Below are 24,691 nucleotides of genomic sequence, written 5' to 3' on the forward strand. Positions count from 1 at the left end.
TTGCTTTTCGTAAATTTTATTCCTATTTTTATAGTTAATTACTAATAGGTATTTATTAGAGTCTTGCAACTTCATATCTCAAGCCGTTGACGCAAGACAGCAGATATATACCCATAACTTTTTTAGAAATGCTATATTCGCAAATCTGAATAAGTATGGGTTCTGCTGTAATTCCGTGTCAACATAAGGCTTGAGAACTGAATGAAGTTACGGTTTGCAGAATCCATACATATTCCAATGCTGCATTTCCACCAAGACTCGTATAACCAATACGAGGATGAAAAAATACAATCACAATGCAGAACTAACTAACCATTGTTTTAAGAATGGATTGTATGGTTTTGTCCTCTATTTTCTAAAATTTTTATTAAATTTTTCAATTGTCTTATGCTACTGTCCTTTTGATAGGATGTATGCATTAAAGCCTAAAAACCCTGAGTGATCCCCCTGTGCCTACAGGAGGCAATGCTTAATTTAATATAGGTTTAGTATTGGTTCTTAGCCTCCTGTGAGCATTTAATTTTTTCCGGATTCACCGGAAAAGTTTCATTTAATCAACTAACTAACAAATCATGAAAAAAACGATATTATTTATCGCTATGGCCACGCTATGCTTATTTTTTAAAGCTAATGCTCAGCTTAAATACCGGCAAACTATTAAAAATGAAGCCTTTGTAATCGGAGATAAGGTTCCTGATCTTATGTTCGACTCAGTTTACAACCATATTTCGAAAACATTAAAATTATCGGATTATAAGGGTAAGGCTATTATTCTTGATTTCTGGGGGACATGGTGTAGTACATGCCTTAAATATACTCCCCACATGCAAGAATTTCAAAAGAAATATGGGGATAGGCTAGCCATTATCTTAGTGGATGATGCCAGAAGGGATACTGAGAAAATCCTGATGGACTTTCTGGAAAAAAGAAAAAGTGAGGGCCGGGAAATAACATTACCTATTCTTCTAAAACCAAAAAACACAAGGATATGGTTTCCTCATAATGTATTTCCTCATTATGTATGGATCGGTGCAGATCAACGAATAAAAGCAATTACTGGCCCAGACGAACTGAAGGAAGAAAACATTTCAAGATTAATCGCTGGGTTGAATCTTCATTTACCGGTAAAGGAGAGATAATATGGTAAAGATGAATTTTAGTAATTACAGACTAAGTAATAAAGCACTATGGATCATGGCATTTTTGATGACCCTGCTTTCAGTTTCCTCTGTATTTGCTCAGAATCCCCTGACTCAGGATGGACGCAACATAATAAAAGGCCAGGTGTTTCTTCCAGATGGGAAAGGCGTTAATGTCATTTTGCGCTCTGGTTCAGGCGGTACACGTACTGCAGATTCAACTGGACGTTTTATTGTTGAGTTGAGAAGATTGCCAGATACGTTAAGATTTAATGCAGTCGGATATATTACAGTTAGTAGAATAATCCGAAATCATGAAGAAAGTAAAAGATATCTCTCAGTTAAAATGGTGCCTGAAATCCGTGATCTTGGTGATGTGCAGATTAGTACAGGTTATCAACAGGTAAGACCTAATGAGGTAAATGGCAGTGTTTCTGTAATCGATGAGAAAAGGTTAAATGCAAGAACGGGAACCAATATTCTGGACAGAATTATAGGTCAGACTTCAGGTGTAATACTGAATGTTGGGAAAGCTAATGGGAACCCACAAAATACAACCGGAATATCCATCCGTGGTCTGGGCACCATCAATGGTCCTCTTGATCCTCTGATCGTGGTTGATGGATTTATATATGAGGGTAATATCAATAACATTAATCCTTTTGATGTTCAGGATATTTCCATTCTTAAAGATGCATCAGCGGCTTCTATTTGGGGTGCAAGAGCAGGAAATGGCGTTATAGTTATCACTACCAAAAAAGGTCGGTATAATCAGGATATCGTAGTTTCATTTAATGCAAACACGACAGTTAACGAAAAACCCAATTTAGGTTCGTTTAGGACGATGAGCTCGAGTGATTATATAGACGTCGAAAAAATGTTATTTGAAAAAGGGTTTTTTGACAATCGTATTAATGCTGGATATCAGGCTTTGACTCCTGTTGTAGAAATATTATTGGCTTTGAGATCTAATAAGTTAACAAATGTAGAGGCTACTAAGCAACTTGATTTATTAAAAAGCAAAGATGTTAGGGATAGCTATCTGAAATCATTTTACAGACACGCCGTAACCCAACAGTATGCATTATCAATAAAGGGGGGAGCTATTAATAATTCTTACTCACTTTCTGCAGGTCATGATCAGGCAGTTGATGAAAGCTATTCCTCCACTCAGCCAACCAACTTACGTTTTGCGCATAGTTATAAGGTTAGCTCAAAGCTTACCTTATCAACCAATATCTTACTCACAGCCGCTTCTTTCCAAAATGGAAGACCTGTTTATGGCAGCTTAAGTTCTGCAGGTAGGCAACCGACATATCTGGAATTTGAAGATGAATTGGGTAATGCTATTCCGTTGACTCAGGTTTATCGGCAAATATATACTGATACTGCTGGCGGCGGTAAATTGTTGGATTGGAAATATTATCCTGCTGATGAATATGAAAATACAATATTTAAACAGAAGCGGAGGGAAATCTATGGATCAATATCATTGAACTATAAAATTCTATCCTTCCTTTCGGCCGATCTTACATACCAGCAGCAGTTTCAGCAGGAAATCTCAACAGATGACTATTCAATAAACAGTTATTACGCAAGAAATCTTGTTAACAGTTATTCCCAATTAAACAGATCAACAGGTATCGTGAAGTATAATATTCCCAAGGGAGGTATATCACGGGTTGCACAGAATAACATTAACTCTGCGACCTACCGATTCCAATTGAATGGAATTAAAAATTTTGGTGTCCATTCTGTTAATATTATTGCCGGAGCAGAGGCGAGAAACAGTGGAACCGATGGTAATACTAATTTATTTTACGGGTATAAGGGCGATCCTTTGACATACGGGAATGTAGATTACATCAATAGTTTTCCCAATTTTATTACTGGAAGTACCAATCAGATTAGCTCAGGTGACGTACTCACGAAACTTGATTATCGTTTTATCAGTCTGTATGGAAATGCTGTATATTCTCTGAAAGGAAAATATACAGTATCTGCAAGTGTTAGAAAAGATGGCTCAAATATTTTTGGGGCAAATACCAACGATAAATGGAAACCTTTGTGGTCAGCTGGATTAGGATGGACTATTTCTGACGAGAATTTTTATAATTTAAGAGAGCTTCCCATACTAAGGCTAACATCAACATTTGGGTATAGTGGCAATGTAGACCTTTCAAGAACGGCATCACCTGTGGGGCTTTATGGGTCTAATGCGATTACTGGACTACCATACGTCAGGATTAGAACGATCAATAATCCCGATCTCAAATGGGAACAGCTTTCCCAGTTAAATATAAAAATTGATTTTGCAACCAGAAAGGATCGAATTAAAGGTTCAATTGCTTATTACATAAAAAGGGGATCTGATCTATATGGACTCACTCCATTCGATTATACGGCATGGGGCGGAGCCGCTGATGTTACCAGAAATGTGGCTGATATGAAAGGCTATGGCGTAGATGCAGAATTTCATTCCCTCAATGTTCAATCGGGAAATGTCAAATGGGGTACCGACCTATATTTTAATTACTCTGAAAATAAAACTGTTAAATATTACAGGCAGAGTGTGACAGGAATATTTGGGCTTTTGGGTACTGGACAATCTATTACACCCATTGAGGGGAAACCCTTGTATGCAATAGCAGCATATAAGTGGGCAGGACTCAATTCCAGCGGCCTGCCACAGGGTTACTTAAAGGGAGCCGTAAGTACAGATTATGCTGCAATTTCTGCGGAAGGAAATCTAAATGGCGACAATATCAGGTACATAGGCCCAGCAAGTCCAGTTTACTTTGGCTCTTTGATTAATTCGTTTAATTTCAAGAACATAACTTTATCTTTTAACCTAAGTTATAGGTTTGGGTATTTCGCCCGAAAAGAGACTATTTCCTATAATTCTCTAGTGAATTCTGGAATTGGAAATGCTGATTATGAGAAGCGCTGGCAGAAGCCGGGGGATGAATCCTTTACAAATGTTCCCGCATTTATTTATCCAATAAACGGTCTAAGTGATTCTTTTTACCAAAATTCAGAGGTCAACATAATTCGCGGTGATAATATCCGGTTGGATTATGTCAATCTTGGATATAGGTTTGATGCTGGTAAATGGAGATTTCCGTTTCGAACTTTTGATCTTTTTTTTAATGCCACATCCCTTGGGATAATCTGGAGGGCAAACAAAGATGGTATCGATCCTGATTATGCTGGGCGCATCAACCCATTTAAGGGTTACACTTTTGGGATCAAGGGAAGTTTTTAATGATAAAATTTTAAAATAAACGTTATGTACAGATTCAGCATATTATTGATACTAGTGGGCATGAACATTTTATCAGGCTGTGATAAATACCTCGAGAAAAAATCTGATGCGAAACTCATCGTTCCAAAAACTGTAGACGACCTACAGGGAATGCTTGACGATGGTGCGACTATGAACCTGATGAGAACTCCATCTTATGGAGAAAGCGAAGCAGATGATTTTTTTCTACTCCCAACAACACTTAATGGATTTAACCAGACACTTAGAGACGTATATCTTTGGAAATCTATAGACTATAGATTTGGGAATGACTGGTCGGATGCCTATCTACCAGTGTATAATTCCAATTTATGTCTTGAGATACTACCCACCATTCCTAGAGATGACCTAAACTCAAAACAGTGGGATAATATCAAAGGATCAGCACTTTTTTTTAGAAGCTATTATTTTTATTGCTTGACTACAACATTCGGTTTAGCATATAACCCGGCAACTTCAGAAAGGGATTTGGGCATTGTTTTAAGACTGTCTTCCGATTTTAATATTAAATCGGAGCGGGCTACAGTAAAAAAATGCTTAGATAAGGTTATTTCGGATGCTGAAGAATCGCTATTGTTATTGCCAAATGTAGGAGAGAATACCTTAAGGCCTTCCAGAGCAGCTGCATTCGCCCTATTGAGCAGAGTAAAGCTTTACATGGGCGATTATGCTGCCGCATTTAAATATGCTGATGAATGCCTAAAAATAAAGTCAAGTTTGATAGATTATAATTCAGATACTGATTTATTGGGGATTGATCTAAATGTCCCGTTTAAGCGGTTTAACAAGGAAACTATTTTCTACACAGAACTTAACTTCGGATTTTCAATTCATTCAACTTCAAGAGGGAAAATTGACACGCTGTTATACAACTCCTATAGTGCAGATGATCTGCGCAAAAAAGCGTTTTTTAGGCCGAATGGTCAGTATCAGCAATTCAAGGGCAGTTATGCCTCAAGTTCAACAACTTTTTTTAGTGGTTTGGCAACCGATGAGACGATCCTAAATAGAGCAGAGGCGAATGCCTACCTTGGAAATATAGAAGCAGCTTTGACAGATCTGAATTTATTAAGAAAAAAAAGATGGAAGAACTCAGTTCCTTTTATACCTACCACAGCGATAGGGAAAGTTGATGCGCTTTCTAAAGTCAGGGAAGAGCGGCGGAAGGAATTACTTATGAGGAATATTAGATGGGCTGACATCAAAAGATATAACGTGGAAGGTGCTGGGATTACACTTAAGCGGGCATTAAATGGAGTTATATATTCTCTTGAGCCAAATTCCAAGTTTTATGCTTTGCCATTGCCGACTGACATCATTGAGCAGGGATTGCAACAAAATTAGATTAGTTAATTGATAGTGGAAACAGGGCGGGACTGGATAGTCCTGCCCTAGTTTCATTTACTGCTGATTATTGGCGTAAGTCATTGACCCGTCCGAAGACCCGGTTACACGGGCAAGACTGGCTGAACTTAAACCCGCAGTCAGGTTCAAAGTGGATTTTACTGTTGGCGCAGTGTCTGGATTATTCACATAACTACGATCAATAGTGATCTCACAAGCTTTATCATTACCACTGCATTCGTCTTCTGGAGGAGTTGTGCTCCAATTGTTTTCATCCTCAACCTCACTGATAGTGTAAGTTGCTGGACCATGATAATAAAAGGTAAAAGCTTCAAATTTTGAAATTTTACCATTCGCAGCCTTAAATGCAGACTGCGTGAACAAAACTGTTAAACCTAACAGTAATGCGTAGGCTCCAAAGCCTATTTTGCGTAATGTATTCATATTTTAGCAGGTATTTTTTGCTTGAAAAAATATCCAAAAAAGTTTAGTTGACTTATGGTTCAAATTATTGTAATCGATAACAGAAAGGCTTCCAGACTGTAATCATTTCAAATTGCAAATCCTTTTCCTGGCCTCCTTTCTTTAGAATGTATAAAGTAGACTGTCACAATATTTAGCAGGAGAAAGAAAATATTAAATGCCAAATGTGTACGCCAGCCCATTGATTTTAAAACGCCACCACAGCTACATGGTGTTTTTATGTAAAATCCACTTAGTATTAATGTTATATATCCTGTAAATGCAATTAATAGAATCGTAGAAAGGTAAAGACCAATTCTTCGCGTTTGCAAGAAGGTCAATAAGGCTGCAGTTATTATCTCTATAAATGGGATTGACCACTGCAGTATACTGATCATTGTTGATGAAAAATGTTGGAGTCTCAACTGGTGCTTAAAATCTTGGTAATCTATAAGCTTAGATCCTGCGGTGTAAATCCAGAGAATTATTAACAAGCTGGTTGCGATCTTTATATATTGATCTTTCATGATTTGCTTCTTTTTGTAAAGCAAATCTCATAAGTTAAAGTTGGTAGGGCAGCTAACGATAATTAGAAAAAAGCTATCTTTTTAAATAAATAACCTAATCTGCATTAGAAAAATACCTGAAATGCACGTAATTAATTTAGCTTTTATTTTTTAACCCGCTGAGCGTATTGGCATGCATCCCAATAAATGCTGCAATATCATTGACCGGGGCCAATTGAAAAATGTCGGGATGTTTTCTTAACAGGTGCTCTAGCCTTTCCTCGCCTTTCAGATGATGTGTGTCAAATGTCTGATGAAAATGTTCCAATATTACTTCATCTAATAAGTTTGTAATTAACTGATTGAATTCAGGAAAGAGTTTAAACAAGTTCTGTGTATGACCTTTAGAAATTACCATAATTGTGGTGTCGTCCAGACCAGAGGTTTCAAGATTGAAATCATTAAAATTTTTTTCAATCAAATTCGGGACGATTGACCCTTCGAAATGAAATCTGAGCATTTTTTTTCCTGGATCTAATTTGCTTTCAAGCTCAGTCTTTAATAATCCTCGTCTCACAAATATAATTGGAAAACTATTGCGTAAATTTCCATCTAGCAGCTCGTTGTTTTTGAGTTTATGGTCTTTTAAAGCAATTCTAAGATAGGCCTTTAGGGCAGAGGAAACATGGCCATAACCTTCAAGATACTTGCAAAATGTTGTAAAATTCATACATGTAAAATTAGACAACATAAAGCCTGCCGGTCAAGTGGTAGAATTTACCACCCCCACCACCTGCCTGTTAATTCGTACTAGAACGCAATAAAATTTATTTCTACAGGCATAATTTTTTATCAAGCTGGAGCAGTTTTTAATAAGTTTAGTATTTTTCTTGAGCGATCGCAAGCATTCTTGCCAATTTTTCGGATACTCTACGGATATCTTCAGGATTATGTACGTAATACCCATTGCTAAAACTTTTTTCTGAAATTTCAGGCTTTTCAGCAGTGCTTACATGTGATATGACATACTGATGTATACGTGTCGCCTTTTGCTCTATAATAATTCCAGCCTCAACATTCAGAAAGATATAAAAGGCCAATTGCTTTACTGATAGTGATACTTTGTATGTTGAATCCAAGAGTCCTGAATTTACCAGTTCAGTATTTATAAAATCTAATTCTTTTAGAAACTCAAGCTCAGAATCAAACAATTTTAAGAGCGAATCTTTTATTGCTTCAGAGAAAGGCGAATATAGGGAAACAGCAATCTCAGGGATCTGAATTAGGGATTTACGCATGTAAACTAGTTCCCGATAGTGATCAGATATTGCTGATAGGCTATTGAGTTTTTCGATAACAACTGTGTGGCAGAATTCGTAGAAACGGGGATGGTTGAACTGTCTTGAAATAAGCCTTCCAATGATAGCTTCTTCTGAAAGCTGGGTATCATTGTTATCGTAAAGATAATCTATAAGCTCTAAATTAAATGAAATCCACTTATAAGTCGTAGTGCCTGATAGCTTAAGATAAAGAGTATCTTTAATAATTCCTTTTAGTTCCTGACTGATTTCAAGATAATTTATATAATGTATAGCAGCATCAATTTTTTGCTGATTTTCCTGCTGATACTTTTCTATAGCTGACGTTGATGGCTGAATCGAAAGATCAAATTCTAAAGGATAGTATTTCCATAGATAATTTAACAGTCCTTCAAGTGAAGTCAGCATAACTTCTAAGAGCTTGCGATGATCTTCACTTTCAATCCCTTGTTTCAAAACATCCTCAATCTGGTTTATCATTCTGCCAATGGATGTTAACTGTAGATGAATAAAATCTTGTAAACCGCATTTGCTCTCCGGTACATAGGAATGAATTTTTTGTTTTAAACTGTTTACCTCATTCAAAATATCTGATTCACTATTGTCTTCTGGTGCAAACGCTATTGATTTATTCGTTATTGAATCAATTATCTGATAGAGGTAGCTGAGTTCGATATTCATGGATGAGAGTGCATTTAGGTTATAAAAACCTAAAATTATCTGATACTTCTAATAATTGAAATTGTTTTACACCAGGGATAACGCTAGAAGTTTAGAAGGTAATTATTGCCGTGACGAACAGACTTTTCAAGCTCTACAATTAACTTTCAAGATTTCTGTTTTAGACCAAAATTAGTGGGGGGTGGTAATTTCTGCCACCTTTCTAGAACTTGACGTGGTAGACATAGTTTCTTCTTTTTGTAACAAAAATTTGGTTATAAAAATAAAGGTTTTTATCTGAAACTAACGGAACACTATATGGAAAAATTAAACGCAATCCTCGACGTCTTACTGAAAATTTATGAAATTATGCAACTTATCTATTCCAAGTCCTATGGCAACCTAAAATTGCCCGAGGATCAAATGCTAACGCGGCTTGAAGTGATGGAGTATCTTGGGATAAGTGATAGTACCTACAAGAGAAAGGTTAGAAAAGGAATTTTAAAACCTAGTAGGCTTCCCGGTGGAGATAGATTCTACAAAAGTGAACTGCAAGAGGAGTTTCTGGAAAGTAAAAGAAGGGGGAGGGTATGATCAACGATATAGCAGGTGTGGAGCTCGGCAAAATTTGAGGTAGGGCAATCCCAAAATTATTGATCCTTTAGCAATTTTGCCAACGCGTCCCTGAGTTCGGGCTCTTTATCAAATTCCCTTTTCACCAAAGCTAGCAGACCGGTAGAATAGTCTAGGTAATACGCTTCAAACTCCTGTAAGTTTTTGAAGCGGTCAGTGCAGCCACGGACGAGTAAAAATAACTTTGAGTACAGAGGTTCCTCCATTGAAACAAGTATTTTTGAGATATGATCGGTCGCCTGGATAAAATAAAGGGTCTGTCTGTAATTTAAGGTTGCCTCACCATTATAAAGCTGCTCGTTAAGTTCGTCCTGCTTATCTAGGATTTCATAGGTGGTAACGATTACAACACCTTGTTTAGATCCGGAAATAATATTGGTGTTTTGCAGAACCTTAAGGGTGATATAGCCGTATTCCCAATCATCCCTTCCTTTTTCAAAACGTAGTCTGAATGTACCCATAACATTTAATTATAGATTAAATAATTTTCCCTTCGTATTAAAGTAGAAAAGCCATATTGTTATATAGTAACCTTCAGATGCAATATAAAAAAAATATAGATCAAATGCGCGCGTTTGTTAGCATCAAGCTTTGTCTTTTTCACTTTCCATCCATGGTTTTTATTAGCCTAATTCTTCCAGAATAATCAGTTTGAATAGATCCTTGGCATCCGTGAATAGCGGATCAAAATGAATATATCTGACATTCTAAAGAGCTAATTTTATTAGCTGTCGCTAAGGTTTGAAAAATTTATAAGCTTATGATATCAATCAATTTGTGCACTTAGCACTGCGATTTAAAAAGGTCCACTTACCGAATTCTTGATGATCTATTCCCAGTTTACCTCGGCCACAATGTTAATTACAGGTTATGGCACGACGGGGAAAAAGAACTTTTAGGTCACTTTAGGTTCATTTAGCGGCCAATTTAGGCCAATTCAGGTCAAAAATTTTATCACTCTAAATTACTGGATACGTTTGGTCAATGAAACGGAATAACCCGTTTTGCCACTAACGAAATAACTAGAGAGCAAATGCCCTGCTTAGTGAGATTCGTCAGAATCGATCAAGTTGAGCATTGCTTTTATGGAAGCTGTTTTTATAGCTGCTTTCGATATTAGTTCTATCTGCCGTTGGCAGATAGATAGGTGCATAGCATCGGTTCTTTGAAATTGTGGGATGAAGCATTTTTCCGTGAGGAACGGAAAATTCTTGCGAAGTTGAGATTGTATCAATAATACGAAAGCGCAGAGGCAGGCGACGGCCAGGTCCGTATGGACTTACGTGAGTAATCCCGGTATACCGTTTTTAAAAACTTTGTTTTTTGTTTTAGTTTTTAGTTTAGGTAGGAGGGGCCATCTGGCCCCTTTTTTTGTGTCTTGATTTTAAGAATCATTCGCTGGTCCCGGAATTTGGACGCCTCAAGTATGTTTGGGCTTCAAATTCATGCAATACGGATTTATGTTAAAGTAAGACCTATCAATCTAGGAAATGATGATGTCAAATCAGATCAGCTAAAGTTGTGCGCCATCTTAGTGATCACCTAATACTGCTGGTTTGGTTTGCCATTAAAATCTTAGTTTTTTTATACCCGCAAGATGTCTTTTTGTCTGACAATAATCCTGTGGATTATTCCCACAAAAAGAATCTTGCCCCATAGCGGAGCTATTGGGGGCTGAGAAAACTCGCAACTCATTTTCTCTTTTAGATGATATCAGGATGGAAAGAAAGAACAAACAGGTTGGTCGGCCTTTTCTCAAAGACGGTAAGAGAAACAAAAGGTTGAGCGTGCGGTTTTCGGAGGAAGAATTTATCTTCATTTTATCCCTTGAAAAACTTCTTGGGCTAAAGAGGACTGATATAATCAGAAAACGAGTGCTTGAAGTTAACGTAGCCCTAATTTTTGACGGGCGTTCAGTTTTAGCCAGCATTGATCAGATAGGACTTGAACTTTCCAGAACTGGGAATAACATTAATCAGCTTGCCAGGTATGCAAATATATTAAACAAGCAGCGGGTGCTCTCCCCGGTAATTTTTACACGGTACAGTAAAGAACTTGATAAGCATTCTCTTCTTTTAAAAAATCTTAACCTGGAAATAAAAAAAATATTAAAGTTGATGGGGAGCTAAACTGATGTAAAGTTACCGGACTACTTCTATAACTCGTTAGCCTATTACCTAGTTATGCTGTTAGCAAGTTCAACAGTAGCTGTATAGCTATTTCGTCGCATACTTTGATCTCTGGTTATGACTGTAGCTCAAAAGCTTGCGATACTGCTAACAGGTTTCAACCAGAACTGGATAACTATGATGCCAGTTACAGTGATTTGTAGTAATTCTGTGATCTGGTGAGCAGGTTACCTAGTTCCTAAATTTTATGATCGTAAAGATACTTGGCTCTTCTGCTACTTTCGCCGGGGTAAGATATAACCATGAGAAGATGCGTTCCGGAAAGGGGGAACTTTTAAAGGTCAGAAATTTCGGAAGCCTAATGGGGCTGGACAAAATTGGTCCACAGGATTATATCAACTATCTCAAAGCTGTATCATCTGTTAACAAAAGGGTGAGTAAGCCCCAGTTTCATGCGGTAATCTCTGCTAAGGGCAAAACGGTTTCGAAAGAAGAACTTTTGGATACAGCAGGAAAGTGGCTTGCGGAAATGGGTTATGGACAGAATCCATATCTCATCATTTTTCACAATGATACAGAGAATAATCATGTTCACATTGTATCTACCCGAATTGATAAGTGTGGTAAAAAGATTTCCTCGGCGTTTGAGAAAATCCGTTCAGTACGAGCGCTATCCACCGTCTGCAAAAAACAAAAGTCCAATATTAAAAATTTAGAAAATTTTTTTCACTACCGATATTCTACCGTTGCCCAGATGAGGACATTACTTGAAAAAGTGGGGTTTGAAGTCCGGATAGAAAAAGATCTTTTCCAGATACTAAATTATGGGAAGAGCGTCCGTGAATTTAAGCTGGCAGATATTGAAAATAACTGTGATCAGTATTGTACTGATAAAAAAAGAGCACAACAATTAAAAGCTATTTTCAAAAAAGTACTTTCAGTGGATATACAGGGGAATTATGAAGTCTCGCAAACGGATGATCTCAGCTCAAAATTGGAGCTCCTTTCAAAAATGATGCGCAAGAGATCTGGAATTGAGCTGGAGTTTCATTCTAAAGATGCGAAGCATCCATACGGATATACCATAATTGATCATACCAACAGATCAGTAATGAAAGGATCTGAAGTAATGCCCATTAGGGAGATACTGAATGGCCTGTCTACGAATAATCAGATTCAATCTGAACCTGTCGAATATAGAATATCCTTTTCAGATCCCAGGATTGAGGTTGATTATATTCTTTCCGAGTTGGAGGGTGGAGGCTTAATAGAAGAGGCTGTAAGGGAGATTGAACTTAAAGATGATGTTGATGACGAGGCTATCCATGGTCGTAACCGTCAGCGGAAGGGCAAAGCCCGAACGAATACACGTTAAACTTAAAATATTATTTTATGCTGATTATTATTGGAAACCAAAAGGGTGGAGCGGGGAAAAGTACGCTCACTCTATTACTGGCTAACTTTCTAACGCTAGTTAAAAAGCGGAAGGTAACCGTTATCGATATGGACTACCAGCAGTCGCTGGCCCAAAAATATGAAAAGACCAAGGCTGCTGAAAACCCGGAAAACTATGAAATTATTGCGGCAGGTCTGGAACATTTTCCTTCTATGTACACAGTTCTCAGCAAAAGCAGAGAGCATATCGTAATTATCGATCTACCCGGGAAGCTTGATGATGATGGGCTGATCCCTGTATTCAGCGCCGCAGATCTGATCCTTTGTCCTTTTGCCTACGATGAGTTCAGTTTTGATTCAACTGTGTTGTTCTCCGTCGTGCTTAAGAAGATCAATCCAAGCGGACAACTGGTATTTATCCCGAATAGGATCAAGGGAAATGTAAGGTATGATACTGCCTCTGATGTAGAAACCCAGCTTTCCAAATTCGGAAAAATCACCCCGGTGATTTCTGACCGCGTAGATTTCCAACGGACGGACACGTTTCAGACACCGTTATCCCTTTACCCCGTCATTCTTCCGGTATTTGATCAGATCTATTCGGATCATATTGAAGAGACTGCATCCAAAATATAAAAAATAGCAGATATGAAAGTAGAGATAACAACAATGGCTGATGCGCTGAGAAAAACCATCAGCCCCCAGAATGTAAATCTATCAAATAAAGACCCTGTAATAAAAGCAAAAAAGCCCGATGTTGAGAAAAAAGCTACAAATAAAGAGACACTAATTATTGAGCTTATCCGGGAATTTGATTGTACCGGTAATACGCACATGTTACACCCAAGGCTAAACCGCCACACCGTGCAGTTGCTCAACCGGCTCAAGCTGGCCTCTGGTATTGATATGAACAAAGTGATAGCATTTGCGCTTCATAGACTCTTCGATCAGCATCCGGAAATTAAAAAGTTTATTAAAACATCGTTAGAAAATTTTGAACTATGACTTGGATACAATTTCTTTCCTGGCTATTATGCATCTATGCATTTTATTATTCCGGGCTTATCGCTTTCGATCTTTCGAGAAACAGGAAGCTGGCAGATACAGAGAACCGAAGTGAAACAACTGTCATAATTGATCTTCCTATTGCTGAAAAGGTATCGCTCAAGGAAATCGAAGATGAAGAAATCGATTATTTCCTAGGTGATGGAGAAATGGAAGAGCCTCCCATTGTTTTTTCTGGAGGGGTATCGATAAAGGAGCTTTTTGCCCTGGCGCGTTCCGAGTCTATCGAGTACACTTCTTCAGTATCCTTCTGATCATGAGATATATAGTTTTTTTGACCGTGGTCGTTTGCATATTGATTTTGACAAGGGCTATGGCGCAACCTGGTATTGCAGAGATGGGAGAGGCAAGGAGTTTCATCAGGGAGTCGTTTTTTTCCATGTCCGATCTATCCTACGTACTGGCTGCTCTTATTTCCATAATAGGCGCAGTACATGTTTACCATAAAATGCAGATGGGAAAGGATGTAAGTGCTGACATTCCTGCTTGGTTCTTTTCCGCACTCTTTATTATAGTAATCAATATTGTTCTGGTCCATGTTTTCGGACTCTGATCCACATTCTTGTAACCGCTAACGGCGGTTTTTTTATTTCCCAATAATTCACAATTAAAATCCAATCAAATGAGAAAGATCAAAAATCTAAGGTTCATCATTTTTCTGTACCTGTGCACAATCAATGGGTATGTTATGGCACAGAGTGGGGTTAACGGTTTGAATACTGCAACCAGCACGCTTAAGACCTATGTAGATCCGGCGACTAATATTGCCCTTGTGATCGGTGGACTGGTCGGTATTGTAGGTGGCATCCGCGTATATTCCAAGTGGAACAGCGGTGATCAGGACATTAACAAGGAGCTGATGGGTTGGGGAGGCTCCTGTCTCTTTCTAGTTCTATCCTCCCTTATCGTGAAGGCGTTTTTCGGGCTGTAACAATGGAAAGGCTTTTTCCGGTCTACAGGGGACTACAGCGGCCCTTGACCTACAAAGGTTTTAAGGGGCGTTTTATTTATTGGGGCGTAGGCATCCTATTACTCTCGTTAGTTATTGGTGCGCTAAGTATGGCACTTATCAATATGTATGTGGGGGCGGTAATTATGCTCACGCTAATCTTAGGTGGTTTTTTTTACATCGGTATCCAGCAGAAAAAGGGACTTCACAACAAAACCCGATCTATTGGGATCTATCTCCAGACCAACCATCTTTCAAAAATCAATCTTTATGGTAAGACAAAAAGAATTTAGGGTACCCTATTTAGGGATCGATATCGGTGCAGAGCTGGATATTTTATATGGACTCAACGGAGAATTTTCCGTGTTGATCGATATTACCAATCCAGTGCTCAGGTTTGGTGGAGACCCCCGGGCTTATGATAATTTTCATGAGATTTTCACCAATCTTGCCCGGGTGATCGGTGAAGGCCATGTCCTCCAGAAGCAGGATATTATTTATAGGGCCGAATATGAATATAAAGTTGCAAAAGAATATCTTCAGGACAGTTACAACCGGCACTTTGAAGGAAGGCCATATGTCAAGCTCCAAACGGTGCTCACCATTACCAGACAGGTAAAAAAAGGGGCATTGTTTGTACACGATAAAAAATCGCTTGCTGAGTTTAAGGTAACTGTTGCCAAGGTTATCGGTATGCTTGACAGTTCCGGTATGGTGCCGAGGGCAATGAGGGAAAGAGAGATCAATATGTTTATCATGAAGATCATGGCGATGCAGTTCGGGGAAGAAAGTATTTCGCTGGACAATTATAATCCTACGGATACCGAAGTAAATATCGGAACGCGTTCTTTCCGCTGTGTACCGCTGATCAATATCGACCAGGTTGATCTGCCTGCGATGCTTCCGACATTTGGAAAGCTATCGGATAAAGAAAGCTTAAAGGGATTTCCAACGGATATCCTTTCTTTTCTTTTTAAAGTGCCAAACTGCTCCAATATTCTTTATAACCAGGTCTTCGAAATCCCTTCGCAGACTACAACTGTCCGGCAGATGGAGCTTAAGCGGAAACGGCACAGCGGAATACCAGACCCTGCGAATAATCTTTGCGTAGAAGATATTTCTTTATTGCTGGACGAGGTTGCAAGGGATGGCAGGTTAATCATCAACGCACATTTTAATATTATTGTATGTGCAGAAAAAACACTGCTCAACAGGGCTTATAACTATATCGAAAGCGCGCTGTTCCGGGCCGGGATTATCCCTAGCAGGAATGCATATAACCAGCTTGAGCTGTTCAGGACGGCGCTCCCTGGCAATGCTGCTGAACTCCGGAAGTATGACTGGTTTCTAACCACTGCTGAAGCAGCGATATGTCTTTTTTTGAAGGAAAGCCTACCCAGGGACGAGAAGTCAGGATTTCTGGTCCGTTTTACTGACAGGTCTGGAATCCCGATCGCTATTGATCTTGCGGATCTGCCGATGTCTTCCGGAAGGATCACAAACCGGAATAAATTCGTTCTTGGTCCGTCTGGTACAGGTAAGTCCTTTTTCATGAATTCCCTGATGGAACAGTATCTGTTATATAATATGGATACCGTGGTCATTGATACAGGTCACTCATATTCAGGGCTGTGCCATTATGCCGGTGGCAGGTATATCACCTATAGCGATGATAGTCCAATTACGATGAATCCTTTTGCTATTAGTGAGGAAGAATATAACATCGAAAAGAAGGAATTTATCCTAGTACTGATCCTAGTCTGTTTAAAGGGGCCTGAGGGGGATGCCAGCCAGCTGGAAAGGGATGTGATTTCTGAAGTGATTACTTCCTATTATGCCAAATGGTTTTCGATGGGAGAATCTTCAGGGATCAAAAAGCTCAACTTTGATTCTTTCTATGCTTATGCAATTGAAAAGATCCCGCTGATTATGAAAGAGAATACCGTGCCTTTTGATTTTGAGGCTTTCCGGTTCATCCTGCGAAAGTTCTGCAGTGGTGGCGAATTTGGTACTATACTCAACGAGGATGCGGATAAATCCCTCCTCAAGGAGCGTTTGATTGTCTTCGAAATTGACAGCATTAAGGAAAATGCCTTACTTTTTGCAATTGTCACGCTCAATATAATGGACATTTTCATCCAGAAAATGCGTTACCGGAATTTTCAGCGGAAATCATTGGTCATCGAAGAAGCTTGGAAAGCCATTTCATCACCCCTAATGGTAGGCTTTCTGGTCTATGTAGATAAAACGGTCAGAAAATTTTGGGGGGAACTGATATTGGTTACCCAAGATCTTGCCGATGTTGTAGGTAATGCAATAGTAAAAGATACGATTGTAAGCAGTTCTGATACCGTAATTCTGCTAGACCAAGCCAAATTTCGGGACAATTATGATGAAATTGCAGCAATGCTCTCTATTTCTAAAAGTGAAAGGAACAAGATTTTTAGTGTCAATCAACTGGACAACCGTGAAGGCCGAAGCCCCTTCAAGGAAGTGTATATCAGAAGGGGCGACATTGGAGAGGTTTATGGTGTAGAGGCTTCGCTTCCCCAATACCTGACCTATACCACCGAGAAACCTGAAAAACTAGCGGTGGAAAACTATCTAGCAAGGTTCGGTTCCTATCCTGATGCGCTCGAAGCCTTTATTGGTGATTTTAAAGGTTCCGGACTTTCCCTTGGTGATTTCGTTAAACGGGTCAACTCGGGTGCGTCTGGATTATTAACAAACGCTTAAACAACTTAAAATCATGAAAGTATTTCTAATTATTTTTTGTGCTTTGTTATGCGGTAGCATAAATGCACAGACTCTTTATGTTGATCCGGTTACTTCCGCGGCCATTGCAGGCCATTCAGGCGTAATAAATAGGCAGCTCGACCGTACAAATGATAATCTGAGCCTCATTTCCAGGGGACAGCTGTTGGTAACAGGTCAATTGGTTGTAGTCAATGATATGCAGGACAGGATTTACAGGGGATTGACCGAGGTATCTACAATACTTAACAACCTAATGTCGGTAAAGGAGATTACAGATATTGGACTCGATATCGTTACCGATGTAGAGAAAGCCATGGAACTTGGAAAGTCCAATCCCATATTATTACTCTTTGCCGAGCAAAATGCGCGCGAGTTCAGAACCAGGGCAGTAAGGCTAAGTTCGGAAGTTGGTGCATTTGTGCTCAAAGGTGGCCGTGATAACCTAATGGATGCTGGTGAACGTTCCAAATTGCTAAACCATATTGCATCAGAGATGCGTATTCTTAGGGGCACCTCTTATGGAATGCACCGGGCAATGTATTGGGCAAAGATGAGGGGGATTTTTGCTTCCCTAAACCCGTGGTCTGACTGGGTCAATATGGATGTCCGGATTGCCAATAGTGTTCTGTCGACTGCTAAATACCTGAAAAGATGAGGGCGCTGATTCTATCATTAGCTTCTTTTTTCTGTATACAGATTAGCGAAGCTCAACAAAAAGCACTTAATATTCCCGCAATCCATCAGCTGGTTTCTGATTCCAAAAATGAGCATGAGCGGCAGTCAACGGCAAGGGATAGGCAGGCGGTAAACAGTATTAACGAAGAAGCTAATAGAACGCTTTTAGCGCGGTTCAAAAATAGATACCGGGAATTACAATCACATTTTAATTCCATCGGTACTGCCATTGATCTGCTTGACATCGGAACCCGTGCGGCACCCATGGTCAGTCAGATTGCAAAGGATCAGTATAGTTTATATGAACTGGCTGGAAAAACGCCTGAACTTTTACCATTCGTGCTCCAGACAGAAATTGATCTGCTCGAAAAATCGAGAAATCTGCTTTATTATTTAGCAGGGCTTACGGCCAGTCTTGGTGCAGTAAATCAAATGAAGTCATCGGACAGGAGAATCCTCTTTGACCATATAATTTCGGAACTCTCAAATTTAAGAAATCTGGCAGTCGGACTGGTCCAAACTTTTAATTATGGAAATATATTCGCTTCAATTCGTAAAGCTAATCCCTTTTCTGGTTACGTCGAAATGGATAGGGCAATTGTTAAGGATATTCTCCAAAACGCTAAATACCTCAAAAAATGAAACGAATATTTTATATAGTGCTTTTTGGCCTGAGTTCATTTAGGCTCTCAGCGCAGCGGATAGTTATCGATACACGGCATCTTGCAACAGTAAGCGAAAACGCTGTGGCCAGAAATGCCGCTGAAGTCAGCCATAATGAACTGCTGAACAAGATCAATAAATCCCTGGACAACATTAATACCAATAGTTCAAGCATTGTAATTGCACAGAGCATGATCTATTCTTCTCTTTCCAACGTAAATTCTGCATTGAAAAATGGACTGGCCTTAAGGGATATGTATTCAGTGTGTGAGGAGATCATTGGCTATGGCAGGGAAATGAGTAAGCTAGCCGTAAACGAACCTTATCTTGTACTGTTCAGTGAGCAGATCATCAAAGATGTAGGAACACGCAGTGCCAAAATGATGACAGAAGTTTCAGACTTTGTGCTCAAGGAAGATCAAAATATTCTGATGGATTACAATAGCAGGGATAATCTGCTTACGGGTATCCGAAGCGATCTACAGATTATTCGCGGCTTGGCATACGGTGCATGGAAAGCAATGTACTGGGCAAAGGTTAAGGGAGTGATGAGTATGCTCAATCCATTTCAAGGTTACATTAACCGCGACCGGCAGATTGTAGCCGATATCATCTCAAAGACCAAATATCTCAAAAAATAACACTTAGATATAATGAAGAAGTTATTGGTTTTAACATTGCTGTTGTGTGAAAACATGATAGCATATTCACAGAAACAGATCAAGGATGAAAGTATCGTTAACCAGCAGGAACGTATGGTCTTTAAGCAGTGGGATAGAAAAAAGTTTACACCCACATCTGGTTTTTTAGGGCTAAATCCTTATTACTGGCTAACCTGGGGGTTACATCCCAACTATCCCAAAACGGATCTCAGGCCATTAGGCCCATTTGGGCCACAGACCCAGCGGTTGGGAGCCGTGACCGGTATGCAAGGGATCGATAAAAAATATGAGCTTCATTCTGATACCCTTGCCCAAACTGCCCTATTACAGATTGCGGGGATGTCGGGAATCCTTTCCACAACCGATCCTCTGTGGATACTCTATTATTCCAGGCAGCTGAAAGGGGTAACTGACTTCGATCCAAAAGAACTTTTAGGTAGGGTTCCTCCAAATGCCAGAGAAAAGATCATTGCCAGCGGAAGCCTCAACTGGTATAGCAGGGAGATCGGTATCCTTGCTGAAAGACTGGAAGCGGCACGATCGACAACGCTCGAAAGGGGCGCTAGGATCTTATCTTATCACCGATTGCTCAGTGAATTCCGCAAACTATCGGCGCTCTGGACCGATAAAGTAATTGCCACTGCCCGGGAACCTGCAAAAGTTAAAGTAAGACAGGATCTTATCGGGCAAGATGTAAAGATAGAAAACTGGACACCGGAATCCGATATCAGGATTGCGCGGGAGATCCTTCAGAAAAGAAAGTACTAAATCAAAGGAAAATGAAAAAGATTTTATTGTTTGGAGTGGTCATGATGTTGGCCACTGGTTTTGCAATGGGACAAACTACCGACTACCGCAGATCCTTTGAGTTTCTGCAGGGTAACGGAGTGTATGAAGAAGGAGTGATGGTTATACTCAGAGGGCTTAAGGAATCTATATGGACACATTTCGATATGTTCATTGCCGATGCAAAAGCACTAGCGGCGATATTCATGATCATTTTTTTTGCAATCAAATCTTATGAGATGATCGCTGGAGATAAAAAACTGGAGATTATGCCCTTATTGCGGCCCTTCGGACTGGTGATGATCATACTCTGGTGGGGGGCGTTTGTCAAAATGGTCGCTTTCCCAACTGATCTGGTAGCTGCGAGAACCGAAACTATGTTCAACAGTGAGCAGGCAGAGGTAAACACGCTTAGACTCATTCGGGCCGATTATATGCAGAAGGTTGCCAATTCCCTCTATAGTTTTCAGGCTGAGACAGAAATGGCAGAAAAAGAATCCGATACTTGGATGGGGAGGGCTTGGGATTCCGTGACCAGTACGGTCAAGGAAGGGATGTCGACAGTGGTCAGTCCGGTAATAGAACTGAAAAACCGCTTAAAAATTGGTATGCAGTTGCTGCTTACCCAATTGCTTGAACTGTTAGGGATATGGATACTACGGCTGGCAACCTATGTGATCTTTATGATCCAGATTATTTATTCCACCATTCTTATTATTCTTGGACCATTTGCAGTTGCAGTAAGCATACTTCCCGCTTTTCGGGATTCTTTGAGTACCTGGATCGCTCGTTTCGTGTCTGTTAACCTTTATTTGGGAATTGCATATCTGATTATGTATCTGGTAGCGTTGCTGCAAAAATACGCTATGACCTCTGAGATCAGCAGGTATAAGGAGCTGATCGGAGAAAACGGAGATGCCGCCAATTTAGAAAAAATGGCCTGGTTTGCAGGGAATGGGATTCTATCCTTTGGTACCGTGATCTTAAGTTTTCTGATCGGTGCCATCTGTATGTTTACTGTCCCTAGTATCTCCACCTGGATTATCTCGACATCTGGTATCAGTTCAGCCGCATCAAATTTTGGCCGTGGTTCACAGACCGTTGTCGGTATTGCTAAAAAAGCCACTGGCAAATTCTTTTAAATCTAAATCCACCAACTATGATCATTAAAAATATCGAATCTAAGATCCGGCTGGCAACATTTGTATCTATAGGAAGTCTGGCCTGTGCTTTTCTGATCTGTATTTCCATTGCTTTTTTCGCTTATAAACAGATTGAAGTCGCAAGAAAGAGTATTTACATCTTTGAAAATAATGTACCAGTATTGGCCAGGCAGACTGATGAACAACTGATCAGGCCGGCAATCTATAGGGGACATGTAGAGCTTTTTCATTCACTGTTCTTTTCTCTAACACCAGATGATCGTTATATCGATTACCAGATGAAAAAGGCCATGTATCTAATTGATGAATCGGGAATGCAACAGTACCTAAACCTCAAGGAAAAAGGTTATTTCAGCTCTATACTTTCCAGTAGTTCAGTACTCACTTTACAGACTGATTCTATTTTTATAGATGTCAAAAAGAAATTTTTCCGCTACTATGGGAAGCAGCGTATTGAGCGCAGAAGCTCAATTGTTACCAGATCGCTAATTACCGAAGGGTATCTACGGGACATTCCGAAAAGCGACAATAATCTATATGGAGTGCTTATCCTTTCCTGGAAAACGCTTGAAAATAAAGATGTAGAAAATGTTCAGAAAAATCCGATCTAACAGAGACCCCGGCATAACGGTTTCTGCCGAACTCTATCAAGAATTCAGGCCATACCTGACACTAATCCGCAGAAAAACGGTGCGTTTTTTACGGGCACACCCCAGGCTGGTATTTACTCTGATGGTTGCCCTGATTATCTTTTCATTGCTGTTTTCCTTTGGCCTTTTCAGTTCTGACAATAAGTTGGATGCAAAAGCTAATAATCTCCACAGCCAGCATGGGAGTGGAAAAAATCCGCAGTCTATTGACGACGGATTGTCAAAGATCAGTAGTACGGGTGCAAAACTGAGAAAAACGGTAGAGATCAAAAAACAGGTCGATTCAGTATTGGAGAGGGCTGAGCTGAACAATATGGATACGCTTTTTTTGGAAGCTAAACTAGAGGAGCTAAAGAGGCTTCGTTAATCACAATGTTATGAAAATAAATTTTAAAAAACCACGGTATATAATCCCATTGATTTCCATCCCCTTCTTATGCCTTTTCTTTTATGTATACCAACAGAGTGCATCTAAAAAACAGTCGGGCAACCTGAAGGAGGATATGAATGGTAATCTCACTGAAATATCAGACCAGGTCCGCGAACGGGGCTTATCCGATAAATTAGAGGCTTATAAGAACAGTTACAAAGAGGCAGATGGTTATTCAGCGATTAAAACAGTTAGTGAAGAGCAATTGCCACAGGCAACGTTGGCCAGTTCATATTCTGATCGGGAAAAGCAAAAACTTGATTCAATCGAAGAATCGATCAAAAGACAAGCTTACATGCCCAGGCAACTGGAAAATAAATCATATCCTGTTTATTCTGCAGGTAGGTCAGAATATAGTGTTGGTGGCAAGCCTGAGGATCGGGCAGTAGCACAGGCATTGGCAAGTCTGGCGGAGGCCAGGAGTAGGGAGAAACCATCGCCGAATAATATATCAAAGGAAACAGATCCTATGGATCTTTTCAAAAAACAGATGGCTTATGTGGACAGCCTTCAGAAAGTGAATGATCCTGACCATATTGCCCGGCAAAAAGAGAAAATGATAGCAGTGGCCGGATCGGCTAAAGAAGAAAGAACTCTTCAGGTTTCGAAGATTTCTGCACCTACAACCGAATTCAACACGTTAACAGCTTTCGAAAACCGGCCAATGATCACTGCGATCATCGATGAGGATATAACTGGTTATTCCGGTTCACGGATAAGGCTCAGGTTACTTGACCAGGTTTATGCAGGAAAATCACTTTTACCAAAAGGTACTGATCTATATGCCAGGATCAGCGGTTTCTCTGAACAACGTGTGCAGTTAGAGATCAGTTCTGTGATCTGCTCGGGAAAGATCTTGCCGATAAAACTATTGGTTTATGATACGGATGGTTTACCTGGTCTATATGTTCCTGCATCAGCTTTCAGGGAGTTTTCCAAAGGCCTGGGCTCAAGCCCTGTTCAGGGATTTAACACCATGGGCAGTTCCCAGAATCAAAATGAATTCGTAATGAGTACAGTGGATAAACTGTTCCAGTCTACTTCATCGGCTATTGCCAATCTGGTTAGAAAAAACAGAGCCAAATTAAAATTCAATAATCAGGTATTCCTTGTCGATCCACATGATCTGCAAGAAAAAAATTAAAAAGACATGAAAAACAATATTCTAACTATTGTCCTGTTATTCTTGATGGCAGGGACGCTTTCTGCCCAATCTATGGGCAATACAATTGGAGCATCCATTGAGGTCCCAAAAATTTATATCAAACGAACATTAACGCTACATTTTCTTGCTCCGGAAAAAATAACATATGTGGATATTCCAAAGGGGCTCGTTGGTGATCTTCCTGATAAGAACCTGCTAAGAATTAAGATGCTAGATTCAACCAAGTTTAAAGATGGTTATATGGGTGTCCTAACTATCATGGGAGAAAAAAGGATCAAACAGTATGCAATCATCTTTGATGATCGGCCGGAAACGGCTTTCAGTTCTTTGATTGATATCTCCTTTGGCGAGATGAGGGCAGTTGAAGCGAAAAGTTCAATAATCTCTAGTGCCGAACTTGACAGTATTTCCAAAAAAATGTTCGAGCACAAGCCATTCGATGCGGAAGTAAGAGAAAAGAAAAATGGAATCAGGGCAATACTGAATGGCATCACCACTGTTGGACAGTACCTGCTTTTGGATATTAGCTTTGATAATGCGACGAAAATTCCATACGAGATTGATGTGTTAAGGATGCACATTGAAGACCGAAAACAGCACAAGGCAACAACTGTTCAGTCATTGGATGTTGTTCCGATATCCAGCTTTAGAGATATTCCAATCTTTGAAAAAAGCTACCGGAATATATTTGTCTTGCGCAAATTGACCTTCCCGGATCATAAAATACTTAATATTGAATTATCAGAAAAACAGATCTCGGGTCGATCTATTGCCTTTAATATCCGCTATTCCGACATTCTAAAGGCAAAGAAGATCAGCAGGTAAAAAACGGAGT

The 24,691-nt window shown here is 39.6% G+C and carries 27 protein-coding genes; 22 read left to right on the top strand and 5 right to left on the bottom strand.

Annotation, left to right across the window (positions count from 1 at the left end; translation table 11 throughout):
* The first annotated feature begins 572 nt into the window (after positions 1-572).
* From ACK1I8_RS00720 to ACK1I8_RS00730, 3 genes are read left to right on the top strand one after another with little or no spacing between them, the layout of a single operon-like run.
* Entirely contained in the window at positions 573-1,139 is a 567-nt protein-coding gene (locus tag ACK1I8_RS00720) for a TlpA family protein disulfide reductase (RefSeq protein WP_412467477.1), read from the top strand.
* Positions 1,140-1,149: 10 nt separating this feature from the next.
* The gene (locus tag ACK1I8_RS00725) at positions 1,150-4,404 is read left to right on the top strand and encodes a SusC/RagA family TonB-linked outer membrane protein (RefSeq protein ID WP_412467478.1); all 3,255 of its coding nucleotides are present in this window, start codon (positions 1,150-1,152) and stop codon (positions 4,402-4,404) included.
* A gap of 60 nt (positions 4,405-4,464) precedes the next feature.
* Positions 4,465-5,787 (top strand): RagB/SusD family nutrient uptake outer membrane protein, encoded by a 1,323-nt coding sequence (locus ACK1I8_RS00730; protein WP_412467479.1) that lies wholly within the window; start codon positions 4,465-4,467, stop codon positions 5,785-5,787.
* Between the two features lie 57 nt (positions 5,788-5,844).
* Here ACK1I8_RS00730 and ACK1I8_RS00735 read toward each other — a convergent pair whose 3' ends face one another.
* The 4 genes from ACK1I8_RS00735 to ACK1I8_RS00750 all read right to left on the bottom strand — a co-directional run bounded on the left by ACK1I8_RS00735 (position 5,845) and on the right by ACK1I8_RS00750 (position 8,755).
* Positions 5,845-6,231 (bottom strand): hypothetical protein, encoded by a 387-nt coding sequence (locus ACK1I8_RS00735; protein ID WP_090985806.1) that lies wholly within the window; start codon positions 6,229-6,231, stop codon positions 5,845-5,847.
* Between the two features lie 107 nt (positions 6,232-6,338).
* A complete protein-coding gene (locus ACK1I8_RS00740; protein WP_412467480.1) occupies positions 6,339-6,776 on the bottom strand; it encodes a MauE/DoxX family redox-associated membrane protein in 438 nt (145 codons plus the stop codon).
* Between the two features lie 136 nt (positions 6,777-6,912).
* A complete protein-coding gene (locus tag ACK1I8_RS00745) occupies positions 6,913-7,485 on the bottom strand; it encodes a hypothetical protein (RefSeq protein ID WP_412467481.1) in 573 nt (190 codons plus the stop codon).
* 148 nt (positions 7,486-7,633) lie between these two features.
* Positions 7,634-8,755 (bottom strand): hypothetical protein, encoded by a 1,122-nt coding sequence (locus ACK1I8_RS00750; RefSeq protein WP_412467482.1) that lies wholly within the window; start codon positions 8,753-8,755, stop codon positions 7,634-7,636.
* Positions 8,756-9,052: 297 nt separating this feature from the next.
* Between ACK1I8_RS00750 and ACK1I8_RS00755 the strand changes: the two genes are divergently transcribed.
* The gene (locus ACK1I8_RS00755; protein WP_412467483.1) at positions 9,053-9,328 is read left to right on the top strand and encodes a helix-turn-helix transcriptional regulator; all 276 of its coding nucleotides are present in this window, start codon (positions 9,053-9,055) and stop codon (positions 9,326-9,328) included.
* A 56-nt stretch (positions 9,329-9,384) separates the two neighbouring features.
* On the opposite strand, the gene ACK1I8_RS00760 is transcribed toward ACK1I8_RS00755, so the two are convergent.
* Complete coding sequence (locus ACK1I8_RS00760; protein WP_412467484.1) at positions 9,385-9,828, bottom strand: hypothetical protein; 444 nt, start codon at positions 9,826-9,828, stop codon at positions 9,385-9,387.
* A gap of 1,257 nt (positions 9,829-11,085) precedes the next feature.
* Between ACK1I8_RS00760 and ACK1I8_RS00765 the strand changes: the two genes are divergently transcribed.
* From ACK1I8_RS00765 to traN, 18 genes are all read left to right on the top strand, one after another.
* Entirely contained in the window at positions 11,086-11,496 is a 411-nt protein-coding gene (locus ACK1I8_RS00765; RefSeq protein WP_316845006.1) for a plasmid mobilization protein, read from the top strand.
* Between the two features lie 247 nt (positions 11,497-11,743).
* Positions 11,744-12,871 (top strand): relaxase/mobilization nuclease domain-containing protein, encoded by a 1,128-nt coding sequence (locus ACK1I8_RS00770; RefSeq protein ID WP_412467485.1) that lies wholly within the window; start codon positions 11,744-11,746, stop codon positions 12,869-12,871.
* Positions 12,872-12,888: 17 nt separating this feature from the next.
* Positions 12,889-13,527: a ParA family protein gene (locus tag ACK1I8_RS00775; RefSeq protein ID WP_090985791.1), complete on the top strand. Its 639-nt coding sequence runs from the start codon at positions 12,889-12,891 to the stop codon at positions 13,525-13,527.
* A gap of 12 nt (positions 13,528-13,539) precedes the next feature.
* Complete coding sequence (locus ACK1I8_RS00780) at positions 13,540-13,896, top strand: hypothetical protein (protein ID WP_090985789.1); 357 nt, start codon at positions 13,540-13,542, stop codon at positions 13,894-13,896.
* Entirely contained in the window at positions 13,893-14,210 is a 318-nt protein-coding gene (locus tag ACK1I8_RS00785) for a hypothetical protein (RefSeq protein ID WP_090985787.1), read from the top strand. Before ACK1I8_RS00780 ends, ACK1I8_RS00785 begins: the two co-directional genes overlap by 4 nt.
* Positions 14,211-14,212: 2 nt before the next feature.
* On the top strand, positions 14,213-14,509 hold the full coding sequence (locus tag ACK1I8_RS00790; RefSeq protein WP_090985785.1) for a DUF4134 family protein: 297 nt from the start codon (positions 14,213-14,215) through the stop codon (positions 14,507-14,509).
* Between the two features lie 69 nt (positions 14,510-14,578).
* On the top strand, positions 14,579-14,887 hold the full coding sequence (locus ACK1I8_RS00795) for a DUF4134 domain-containing protein (protein ID WP_090985783.1): 309 nt from the start codon (positions 14,579-14,581) through the stop codon (positions 14,885-14,887).
* A 2-nt stretch (positions 14,888-14,889) separates the two neighbouring features.
* Positions 14,890-15,198, top strand: coding sequence for a plasmid transfer protein (locus tag ACK1I8_RS00800; RefSeq protein ID WP_090985781.1), 309 nt, complete (start codon positions 14,890-14,892; stop codon positions 15,196-15,198).
* On the top strand, positions 15,176-17,641 hold the full coding sequence (locus ACK1I8_RS00805; RefSeq protein WP_090985779.1) for a TraG family conjugative transposon ATPase: 2,466 nt from the start codon (positions 15,176-15,178) through the stop codon (positions 17,639-17,641). Before ACK1I8_RS00800 ends, ACK1I8_RS00805 begins: the two co-directional genes overlap by 23 nt.
* A 13-nt stretch (positions 17,642-17,654) precedes the next feature.
* Positions 17,655-18,317, top strand: coding sequence for a hypothetical protein (locus tag ACK1I8_RS00810; protein ID WP_090985777.1), 663 nt, complete (start codon positions 17,655-17,657; stop codon positions 18,315-18,317).
* Positions 18,314-18,979: a hypothetical protein gene (locus tag ACK1I8_RS00815; protein ID WP_090985775.1), complete on the top strand. Its 666-nt coding sequence runs from the start codon at positions 18,314-18,316 to the stop codon at positions 18,977-18,979. The genes ACK1I8_RS00810 and ACK1I8_RS00815 overlap by 4 nt, the downstream gene beginning before the upstream one ends.
* A complete protein-coding gene (locus ACK1I8_RS00820; RefSeq protein WP_090985773.1) occupies positions 18,976-19,641 on the top strand; it encodes a hypothetical protein in 666 nt (221 codons plus the stop codon). The genes ACK1I8_RS00815 and ACK1I8_RS00820 overlap by 4 nt, the downstream gene beginning before the upstream one ends.
* A gap of 54 nt (positions 19,642-19,695) precedes the next feature.
* Complete coding sequence (locus ACK1I8_RS00825) at positions 19,696-20,430, top strand: hypothetical protein (RefSeq protein ID WP_090985771.1); 735 nt, start codon at positions 19,696-19,698, stop codon at positions 20,428-20,430.
* Positions 20,431-20,441: 11 nt separating this feature from the next.
* On the top strand, positions 20,442-21,590 hold the full coding sequence (locus tag ACK1I8_RS00830; RefSeq protein WP_090985769.1) for a plasmid transfer protein: 1,149 nt from the start codon (positions 20,442-20,444) through the stop codon (positions 21,588-21,590).
* 17 nt (positions 21,591-21,607) lie between these two features.
* The gene (traK, locus tag ACK1I8_RS00835) at positions 21,608-22,222 is read left to right on the top strand and encodes a conjugative transposon protein TraK (protein WP_090985768.1); all 615 of its coding nucleotides are present in this window, start codon (positions 21,608-21,610) and stop codon (positions 22,220-22,222) included.
* Positions 22,200-22,628 (top strand): hypothetical protein, encoded by a 429-nt coding sequence (locus ACK1I8_RS00840; protein WP_090985766.1) that lies wholly within the window; start codon positions 22,200-22,202, stop codon positions 22,626-22,628. Before traK ends, ACK1I8_RS00840 begins: the two co-directional genes overlap by 23 nt.
* Before the next feature lie 10 nt (positions 22,629-22,638).
* Positions 22,639-23,835, top strand: coding sequence for a conjugative transposon protein TraM (gene traM / locus ACK1I8_RS00845; protein ID WP_412467486.1), 1,197 nt, complete (start codon positions 22,639-22,641; stop codon positions 23,833-23,835).
* 6 nt (positions 23,836-23,841) lie between these two features.
* Positions 23,842-24,681: a conjugative transposon protein TraN gene (traN, locus tag ACK1I8_RS00850; RefSeq protein ID WP_090985762.1), complete on the top strand. Its 840-nt coding sequence runs from the start codon at positions 23,842-23,844 to the stop codon at positions 24,679-24,681.
* Positions 24,682-24,691 lie beyond the last annotated feature (10 nt).

The sequence above is a fragment of the Pedobacter sp. KLB.chiD genome (assembly GCF_047040275.1).
Classification (GTDB): domain Bacteria; phylum Bacteroidota; class Bacteroidia; order Sphingobacteriales; family Sphingobacteriaceae; genus Pedobacter.

Excerpts from the sequence above, each read along its gene's own strand:
- ACK1I8_RS00720 (WP_412467477.1), top strand. The coding sequence starts at position 573 with ATGAAAAAAACGATATTATTTATCGCTATGGCCACGCTATGCTTATTT.
- ACK1I8_RS00725 (WP_412467478.1), top strand. The coding sequence starts at position 1,150 with ATGAATTTTAGTAATTACAGACTAAGTAATAAAGCACTATGGATCATG.
- ACK1I8_RS00730 (WP_412467479.1), top strand. The coding sequence starts at position 4,465 with ATGAACATTTTATCAGGCTGTGATAAATACCTCGAGAAAAAATCTGAT.
- ACK1I8_RS00735 (WP_090985806.1), bottom strand. The coding sequence starts at position 6,231 with ATGAATACATTACGCAAAATAGGCTTTGGAGCCTACGCATTACTGTTA.
- ACK1I8_RS00740 (WP_412467480.1), bottom strand. The coding sequence starts at position 6,776 with ATGAAAGATCAATATATAAAGATCGCAACCAGCTTGTTAATAATTCTC.
- ACK1I8_RS00745 (WP_412467481.1), bottom strand. The coding sequence starts at position 7,485 with ATGAATTTTACAACATTTTGCAAGTATCTTGAAGGTTATGGCCATGTT.
- ACK1I8_RS00750 (WP_412467482.1), bottom strand. The coding sequence starts at position 8,755 with ATGAATATCGAACTCAGCTACCTCTATCAGATAATTGATTCAATAACG.
- ACK1I8_RS00755 (WP_412467483.1), top strand. The coding sequence starts at position 9,053 with ATGGAAAAATTAAACGCAATCCTCGACGTCTTACTGAAAATTTATGAA.
- ACK1I8_RS00760 (WP_412467484.1), bottom strand. The coding sequence starts at position 9,828 with ATGGGTACATTCAGACTACGTTTTGAAAAAGGAAGGGATGATTGGGAA.
- ACK1I8_RS00765 (WP_316845006.1), top strand. The coding sequence starts at position 11,086 with ATGGAAAGAAAGAACAAACAGGTTGGTCGGCCTTTTCTCAAAGACGGT.
- ACK1I8_RS00770 (WP_412467485.1), top strand. The coding sequence starts at position 11,744 with ATGATCGTAAAGATACTTGGCTCTTCTGCTACTTTCGCCGGGGTAAGA.
- ACK1I8_RS00775 (WP_090985791.1), top strand. The coding sequence starts at position 12,889 with ATGCTGATTATTATTGGAAACCAAAAGGGTGGAGCGGGGAAAAGTACG.
- ACK1I8_RS00780 (WP_090985789.1), top strand. The coding sequence starts at position 13,540 with ATGAAAGTAGAGATAACAACAATGGCTGATGCGCTGAGAAAAACCATC.
- ACK1I8_RS00785 (WP_090985787.1), top strand. The coding sequence starts at position 13,893 with ATGACTTGGATACAATTTCTTTCCTGGCTATTATGCATCTATGCATTT.
- ACK1I8_RS00790 (WP_090985785.1), top strand. The coding sequence starts at position 14,213 with ATGAGATATATAGTTTTTTTGACCGTGGTCGTTTGCATATTGATTTTG.
- ACK1I8_RS00795 (WP_090985783.1), top strand. The coding sequence starts at position 14,579 with ATGAGAAAGATCAAAAATCTAAGGTTCATCATTTTTCTGTACCTGTGC.
- ACK1I8_RS00800 (WP_090985781.1), top strand. The coding sequence starts at position 14,890 with ATGGAAAGGCTTTTTCCGGTCTACAGGGGACTACAGCGGCCCTTGACC.
- ACK1I8_RS00805 (WP_090985779.1), top strand. The coding sequence starts at position 15,176 with ATGGTAAGACAAAAAGAATTTAGGGTACCCTATTTAGGGATCGATATC.
- ACK1I8_RS00810 (WP_090985777.1), top strand. The coding sequence starts at position 17,655 with ATGAAAGTATTTCTAATTATTTTTTGTGCTTTGTTATGCGGTAGCATA.
- ACK1I8_RS00815 (WP_090985775.1), top strand. The coding sequence starts at position 18,314 with ATGAGGGCGCTGATTCTATCATTAGCTTCTTTTTTCTGTATACAGATT.
- ACK1I8_RS00820 (WP_090985773.1), top strand. The coding sequence starts at position 18,976 with ATGAAACGAATATTTTATATAGTGCTTTTTGGCCTGAGTTCATTTAGG.
- ACK1I8_RS00825 (WP_090985771.1), top strand. The coding sequence starts at position 19,696 with ATGATAGCATATTCACAGAAACAGATCAAGGATGAAAGTATCGTTAAC.
- ACK1I8_RS00830 (WP_090985769.1), top strand. The coding sequence starts at position 20,442 with ATGAAAAAGATTTTATTGTTTGGAGTGGTCATGATGTTGGCCACTGGT.
- traK (WP_090985768.1), top strand. The coding sequence starts at position 21,608 with ATGATCATTAAAAATATCGAATCTAAGATCCGGCTGGCAACATTTGTA.
- ACK1I8_RS00840 (WP_090985766.1), top strand. The coding sequence starts at position 22,200 with ATGTTCAGAAAAATCCGATCTAACAGAGACCCCGGCATAACGGTTTCT.
- traM (WP_412467486.1), top strand. The coding sequence starts at position 22,639 with ATGAAAATAAATTTTAAAAAACCACGGTATATAATCCCATTGATTTCC.
- traN (WP_090985762.1), top strand. The coding sequence starts at position 23,842 with ATGAAAAACAATATTCTAACTATTGTCCTGTTATTCTTGATGGCAGGG.